The following is a 7,746-nucleotide window of genomic DNA, read 5'->3' on the forward strand; positions in this document are numbered from 1 at the left end:
GTTAAAACAGCCCTTTTTTATAGAATTAAGCTTATTTTTTAGGTGCAACAGCAGGAGTAGTGGCTGACATTGCTGGGTTAGTTAAAACTTGCCATACGTTCCAACGACCTTGTTTTTCAACTTCTTGAATTAAACGGTCAGCGACTTCCGCTTCATCTGGATATTTAACTTTATAGTTCTTCAGCGTCTGGATCGCGTTTTTCTTTTGTTCCATTGCAATATAGTTATTTGCAGCAGCTAGATATGCTTCTTGAACATTACCTTTAATTGCTTTGTCTAAATATGGAATAGCCTCACGTTGGCCACCACCTTCAGATAAGCCAAAACCGAACCAGAAATTTGTTTCTGCATCATCTGGATTAATTTTTAAAAGTCTTTGAGCATATTCTAAAGATTTAGTGGTATGAACAGTACCTAAATCAAGGTTACGTGCAAGAACGCTTGCTTTAAAAGCACGAATTAAAATATCAAATGATGCATTTTCATTTGCAGCAAGTGTATCGAGTTGCTGTGTGACTTCTTTAAGTTTACTTTCAAAGCCTTTACGTTCTTGACGGTCAGTAAAGCGAGGTGGATAGTGACGTGCTTTACCTTCTACTAATTGTAAAAAATCATCAATAGACGTTACGTCAATTTCATTTTCACCCGCTAAAACTGCGTATTTCATTGAGCGTTGGGAATTATTAACAGTTGGAACGATCAGTTTATTGACGTCGAGAGTAAGTTGTTTGGTCGGATCATCTTGACGGTTAACCACCATTTTCGTTACAGGCTGTGCAGCAGCGTCTTTTAATGCAACTTCAAATGCTGGTGGCTGATCATAGTTAAAAGGATTTAGTGCATAAAAAGGAGGAGTAAGCTCTGGTTCCTTGAAAACAAAAGGCTCAATTTTTTGTTCTTTTACGGGTGCCATTGTACAAGCGGTTAAACTTGAGGTCGCAAGGATTATATATGCCAAAGGCTTAAAATTCATAGGATCTTCCGTTCATTTTAGTAAAGTCAGATTTGGTACAGGTAAGTCTAGGAAAAGCTAAACCGACATGCAAGGGTAAGCGTGTTACATTATGAATCAAGAATATTACGTTTTTGATGTCTTATCTTGCGCACCACATTCACGACGAACTTCTTCAATAATTTTTAGTTCTTCATCGCTAAAAGGCTGTTCATCTTGACTTTCTTTTTTGAAGGTCGGATCTAGCTCTGATAAACGCTGGCATAAATTATTCATGCGTGTTTCGTTGTGCTGAATACGGTCAAGTAAAACACGCATACCTTCTAAAATAGGGTCTGATTGATCAGCAGTTGTTGCATATGGAGCGAAACCAATACTTTGCGCATAATCACGACGACGCTCTTCATCTTTATTCTTGTCGGTGGCATCTTTATAAATATAGCGAGCCGGGTTTCCTACAGCAGTCACACCCGCAGGAACAGCTTTAGTCACCACAGCATTTGAACCGACTTTAGCGCCTTTGCCTATGGTAAATGGACCTAAAATTTTTGCACCGGCCCCAACAACAACACCATCTTCTAAAGTTGGATGTCGCTTACCTTTATTCCATGTTGTACCACCTAAGGTTACTCCATGATAAAGCGTAACATCGTCACCAATTTCAGCAGTTTCACCAATCACAACACCCATGCCATGATCAATAAAGAAACGCTTACCGATTTTAGCACCCGGATGAATTTCAATGCCTGTTGCAAAACGGCTAAATGAAGAAAGCAGGCGAGCCGCACCTTTACAATCTTTTTGCCATAATTCATGCGCAACACGATGCATCATAATTGCATGAATGCCAGGGTAGGTTGTGAGAACTTCAAGTGTATTGCGTGCAGCAGGATCTCGCGCAAATACAGCCTTTATATCTTCTTTAAGCTGTTTAAGCATTGGGTTGATCCTCCTTGTCAGATAATGCTTTTTTCCATTTACCACTTGTTAGGGCTTGTACACGACTAAAAATACCGCGAAGTAAATGATATTCCATACGATCTAATTGTATACGACCAAATAAACGACGCAAGCGTAAAGGCAGTAAACGTGGATTATCCGGATCTAAAAATTCAATTTCAGTCAGCATTTTTTCTAGATGAGGATAAAACTCTTCCATTTGCTGTTGAGTCACCAATGGTTCATCCCATTGCATGCTTTGACCTTGGACTAATGGCATTTCATCTGTATTCTGATCGACTTTCTCTTGCTCAAGAGCAGACATTCGAAGCTCGTAACATACAACTTGAATTGCTTGCGCAACATTTAATACGCCATAGTCCGGATTTACAGGAATTGTTAAATGATAATTTGCCAGTGCTAATTCTTCGTTTGTTAAACCACGATCTTCACGGCCAAAAACAATCGCAATTTGTTGTCCTTGAGTAGTGGCTTTAATAGCTTCTTTAGCTGCAGGTCGCACATCAAGTAAAGGCCAAGGAATGGTACGGCTACGTGCACTTGTTCCAAACACTAAATGGCAATCTTTAATGGCATCTTCTAAAGTATGTACAATTTCAAGATGTTCAAATAAATCTTGGGCACCAGCAGCGAGCGCTTGTATATCTGGGTGCGGATATGTTTTGGGAGCAACCAGAACTAATTTAATTAGCCCCATTGTTTTCATGGCACGTAAAGCACTGCCAATATTAGCAGGCAAAGTGGTATTTACCATGACAATACGCACTTGTGCTAATTGTTTTGACACAGTGGTGTGATCAAACGAACTCATAAGATTTCCGGAAATTACGAATATTGAGAAACTTCGCTTTGGTATAAATCCAATGCATCGTCCATAGTCATGTCCGCAGGAGGGGAAGCAACGGTTTGCGGACGAGCAGGTTCTGCTGCTTTAGCTGCTTTCGACTTTACTTGATATTCAATGTAAATATTATCTTTACCGAAATAATCTCTGAGTTTAGCAAGTAATTCATCGAGAGGAGCAACTTTCCATTGCGGACCAAGTTGAAGCTCGGCTTGAGCATAAGGTTGATCAATCTGTAACTGTAGAGTGATATGTTGATGCATATCTACATTGCAAAATGGCAAAATGATATTTTGTAAATCTTTTGCCAAAGTGGCTTGCATAAACTCTTCAGTTAATTTGATCTGAATACTGTTAGCACGTTTTTGTCGTATTTCATTTAAAGTAAAAGCCTTGGTTAAACGGCCCATTGGACGTTCAAAGCCTTCTCTTTCATAAATTTCGCCTTCAAAGACGACAACACGCTCAACTTGGATAATATCTTTAAAACGCTGGAAACGTTCATGATTGCAACTTACTTCAATACGAGCGGTACCATCATCTAGTACAATAACTACGCGGTTTGGAAAGTTTGCAACATCAATTACTAGTCCTGCATAAACTGTTGTAACACCACGACGTGTAGCCGTAATTTCATTAAGTTTTACAGGAATAAAAGCTTTAAGTTCTTGTCGGTAAACATCAATTGGATGGCCCGTTAAATATAACCCAAGCGTATCTTTTTCGCCTTTTAGACGAACTTCATCACTCCACGGTTTTACCGGTTTAGCTGGCTTACGCTGAACTTCTTCAACTTCACCAAATAAATCCATAATACCGCTTTCACGGTTACTGCGTGCTTGTTCGGCAGCCTGCACAGCTTCAGGCAATTGCGCCATTAAGCTTGCGCGTTCAATTCCTAAGCAATCAAGTGCACCCGCACGGATTAACGCTTCCAAAGTACGTTTATTAATCTTTTTAAGATCAATACGATGGCAAAAATCAAATAGATCCGTATAAGGGCCAAACTGTTGACGAGAGTCAATAACTGACTGCATTGCTTGTTCGCCAACGCCTTTAATCGCACCTAAACCATAAACAATCGTTTTATCATCGCTCGCATGGAAATGATAAGTCGACATATTGACGGATGGTGGTAAAACTTCTAGGCCATTATTTCGGCAGTCATCAATTAAAAATACAACACTATCAGTATTCTGCATTTCCGATGACATGACAGCTGCCATAAATTCAGCAGGATAATGGGCTTTTAACCATGCAGTATGGTAGGCAACGAGGGCATAAGCAGCAGCGTGAGATTTGTTAAAACCATAGCCTGCGAACTTTTCCATATAGTCAAAGATATGATTGGCTGTGCTTTCGTCAATCCCTTTTTCAGCAGCACCTGCTAAGAAAATTTGGCGCTGCTTAACCATCTCCTCAGGTTTCTTTTTACCCATAGCACGGCGGAGTAAGTCCGCGCCACCGAGCGTATAACCCGCACAGATTTGTGCAGTCTGCATCACCTGTTCTTGGTAAACCATAATCCCGTAAGTTGGCTCCAATACACCTTCAAGAAGTGGGTGAAGATATTCAAAATCTCCACCATGCATACGGTGAATAAAGTCAGGAATCAGGTCCATCGGACCAGGACGGTACAATGATACGAATGCAATAATCTCTTCAAATTTACTTGGACGTGCTTCTTTGAGCATTCGTTTCATGCCGACGGATTCAAACTGGAATACCGCTGTTGTATTTGCATCGGCAAAGACAGAATAGGCTTTAGCATCATCAAGTGGAACATGCGAAATAATGAGTGGATCATTACTATCGCGGTTTTTATTGATATTTTGAATTGCGTCTTCAATAACGGTTAAGTTACGTAAACCCAAGAAGTCGAACTTAACGAGACCGGCTGCCTCTACATCGTCTTTATCGTATTGAGCAACACGGCTGGTTCCGTCTTCATCACAAAGTACAGCCGAGAAATCGGTAATCTTACCCGGTGCAATGACAACACCACCAGCATGTTTACCAGTATTTCGGGTGATACCTTCCAATTTTAATGCCATTTCCCAGATTTCACTTGCATCATCATTATCTGGGTTAGATGGGTTGGTAACGATATCTTTAAGCTGAGGCTCCATCTCAATTGCAGTGGCTAAGTCCACACCGAGCGGTTTAGTGGGCACCATTTTTGAGATACGGTCAGCTAAACCGTAAGATTTACCTAATACACGGGCAACGTCACGAATTGCACCCTTTGCCGCCATCGTACCGAAAGTTGCAATTTGTGATACGGCTTCACGTCCATAGGTACGGGAAACATAATCAATGACGCGGTCACGTCCAGCAATACAGAAGTCGACATCAAAGTCGGGCATCGAAACACGTTCTGGGTTTAAGAAACGTTCGAAGAGTAGGTCATAACGAAGTGGATCAAGATCGGTAATTTTTAAACTATATGCAACAAGAGAACCCGCACCTGAACCACGGCCTGGACCGACGGGAACACCATTATTTTTGGCCCATTGAATGAAGTCCATGACGATAAGGAAGTAACCCGGGAATCCCATTTTGAGGATAATGCCGACTTCATAATCAATTCGTTCATCATAAGGCTTACGAATTTCTGGCCAGTCTTCACCACGTTTTTCGACAGGGTAAAGATAATCTAAACGTTCTTCTAAACCTACTTTTGACAAATGTTCAAAGTAAGTGTCGATGGTAAAACCATCTGGAATTGGATAATCAGGTAAAAAGTAGGTGCCAAGTTGTAGGCTAACATTACAACGTTTTGCAATGTTGTATGTGTTTTCGATAGCACTTGGGATATCAGAAAACAACTCGATCATTTCGTTCGAGGTTTTAAAGTGTTGCTCAGGACTATATAAACGTGGACGACGATCATCTGCTAATACATAGCCATCAGCAATACACACACGAGCTTCGTGTGCCTCAAAATCTTCTTTTTCTACAAAGTGCACATCATTATGTGCAACTACACCAACATTATATTGGGCAGCAAGTTTAGCGGCTTCTTGAATAAAATCTTCTTCACCGGGACGGTCAGTACGTGTTAAAGCAAGATAAACACGATTGCCAAATTTTTCGATCCATGCTTCTAAAAGGGGAGCTGCTTTTTGAGGGTTAGATGAGCACAGCATCTGACCCACATCACTATGCTGGCCAAGTAAAACGATAATATCTTGATGCTGTTCAAGTACCCATTCTTTTTTTACACAGGGAATACTGAGTTGTTGACCTTCAATAAAACCGCGTGAAACGATTTCAGTCAGACTTTTCCAGCCTATATTACTCATTGCAAGTAAAGTTGCACGATGTTGAGCATCATCAAGGCGAATTGTGCTACCTAAAAGCGGCTTAATCCCTTTTTTTAAACAAGAATTATAAAATTTTACCGCTGCATGCAGGTTTGATAGGTCGGTCAATGCCAGCGCAGGCATTTGGTCTTTAACCGCAGCATTGACCAAGTCGGGTATGCGAACTATCGACTCTGTAATCGAAAATTCTGTATAAATACCGAGATGAACAAACTGCATAAACCAATCCTTAATACGACTGCAGCATAGTTTAGCACGCAAAGTTAAAACGAAATGCTTAATATTTTGGCAAACTGTTAAGGATTTTAAGATTTAAGAAGAATGATTTGAATATCTATTGTACAGATTTAATATAAAACAGCTTTTTTACGAAACAGAACCAGCCCAAACCTTGTGCATGGGCTGGTTGCAAAAATTAGTACTGCCAGAACATGCGCTGAATTTCTTTCGTATCATTCGTCTTAGTAAGCGCTAATGCAGCAAGAAGACGAGCTTTTTGAGGATTCAAATCATGTGCGGCTACCCAACCATATTTAGAGTCAGGTTGTTCTGCATCACGTAATACGAAACCTTGTGCAACACGTGATGAACGGATAATTTGAATGCCGTTTTTGTCGTGAAGATTTTGTAAGGTCGGTACGATATATTTTGGTACAGAGCCGTTACCAGTACCTGCATTAATAATCGCTTTAGCACCTGCTTTTGCATATGCTTCATATGCATCTGGAAGCATAGAGTCCGAACCATAAACGATCTGTACAGTTGGAAGTGCATCGCCTTTAATATTTTCAATATTAAATTCTGAAGCATTCGTATGACGTTTTACAGATTGTCTGAACCAATATGGTTTGCCTTCAACCAATGTACCTAAAGCGCCCCATTGGCTAACAAAGGCATTTGTATGGATGTTAATGCCTTTAGTTACATCACGTGCAGCAAAAATAGAGTCGTTCATGAGAACCATAACGCCTTTATTTTTTGCATCATCAGAAGCTGCTAAAGCAACTGCACTATAAAGGTTAAGTGGACCATCAGCTGAAAGAGCAGTTGAAGGACGCATTGAACCAACAAGTACAATCGGTTTATCAGTATGAACAACCAAATTTAAGAAAAAAGCTGTTTCTTCTAAAGTATCTGTACCGTGTGTAATCACGACACCATTAACAGATGGCTTTTTAACAAGATCATTTACTTGACGAGCAATTTCTAATAATTCCTTATCAGTAATACTCTCAGAAGCGATTTGTAATGCTTGAATACCAGTTACATTTGCCAAATCTTTGATTTGTGAAACTGCGTTAATTAAGGTATCCACAGGAACTTTTGCAGCAGTATAAGTTGCACTATTTGCCGAGCTTGCGCCAGCACCAGCGATAGTACCGCCAGTTGCAACTACAACAACATTATTTTTTGCATAAAGTGGGAGAGAGCAGGCTAATAAGCCCATCGCTAAACCGAAAGATTTAACAGTTTTAGTCAACATCGAAAATATCCTTATGAAGTGACGAAAGTAGAAAGTTGATCGAATATGCGTGCTTTTCCTAAGCAATATACATACCATATAAAGCATATTCGTAACTTGTTGAATAAGAAGCATCCCTGAATAGCATTTTGTTTCAACAACAATTATTTAGTCATTGCTCTTAATCAGCGCTAATAAATAT

5 protein-coding genes are annotated in these 7,746 nt (G+C 40.1%); all 5 read right to left on the bottom strand.

All coding sequences use genetic code 11. The annotated features are described in order from the left end of the window. Positions 1-31: 31 nt before the first annotated feature. Positions 32-973, bottom strand: coding sequence for an ABUW_2363 family tetratricopeptide repeat lipoprotein (locus HUN22_RS14030; RefSeq protein WP_174730513.1), 942 nt, complete (start codon positions 971-973; stop codon positions 32-34). A 105-nt stretch (positions 974-1,078) separates the two neighbouring features. After that, complete coding sequence (gene cysE / locus HUN22_RS14035; protein ID WP_174730516.1) at positions 1,079-1,891, bottom strand: serine O-acetyltransferase; 813 nt, start codon at positions 1,889-1,891, stop codon at positions 1,079-1,081. Beyond that, complete coding sequence (locus HUN22_RS14040; RefSeq protein WP_174730519.1) at positions 1,884-2,723, bottom strand: RNA methyltransferase; 840 nt, start codon at positions 2,721-2,723, stop codon at positions 1,884-1,886. The genes cysE and HUN22_RS14040 overlap by 8 nt, the downstream gene beginning before the upstream one ends. 14 nt (positions 2,724-2,737) lie before the next feature. Then, a complete protein-coding gene (gene dnaE, locus HUN22_RS14045) occupies positions 2,738-6,301 on the bottom strand; it encodes a DNA polymerase III subunit alpha (protein WP_174730522.1) in 3,564 nt (1,187 codons plus the stop codon). 196 nt (positions 6,302-6,497) lie between these two features. After that, positions 6,498-7,565 (bottom strand): type II asparaginase, encoded by a 1,068-nt coding sequence (locus HUN22_RS14050; protein ID WP_174730525.1) that lies wholly within the window; start codon positions 7,563-7,565, stop codon positions 6,498-6,500. Between the last annotated feature and the right edge of the window lie 181 nt (positions 7,566-7,746).

The sequence above is a fragment of the Acinetobacter lactucae genome (assembly GCF_013344765.1).
Classification (GTDB): domain Bacteria; phylum Pseudomonadota; class Gammaproteobacteria; order Pseudomonadales; family Moraxellaceae; genus Acinetobacter; species Acinetobacter lactucae_A.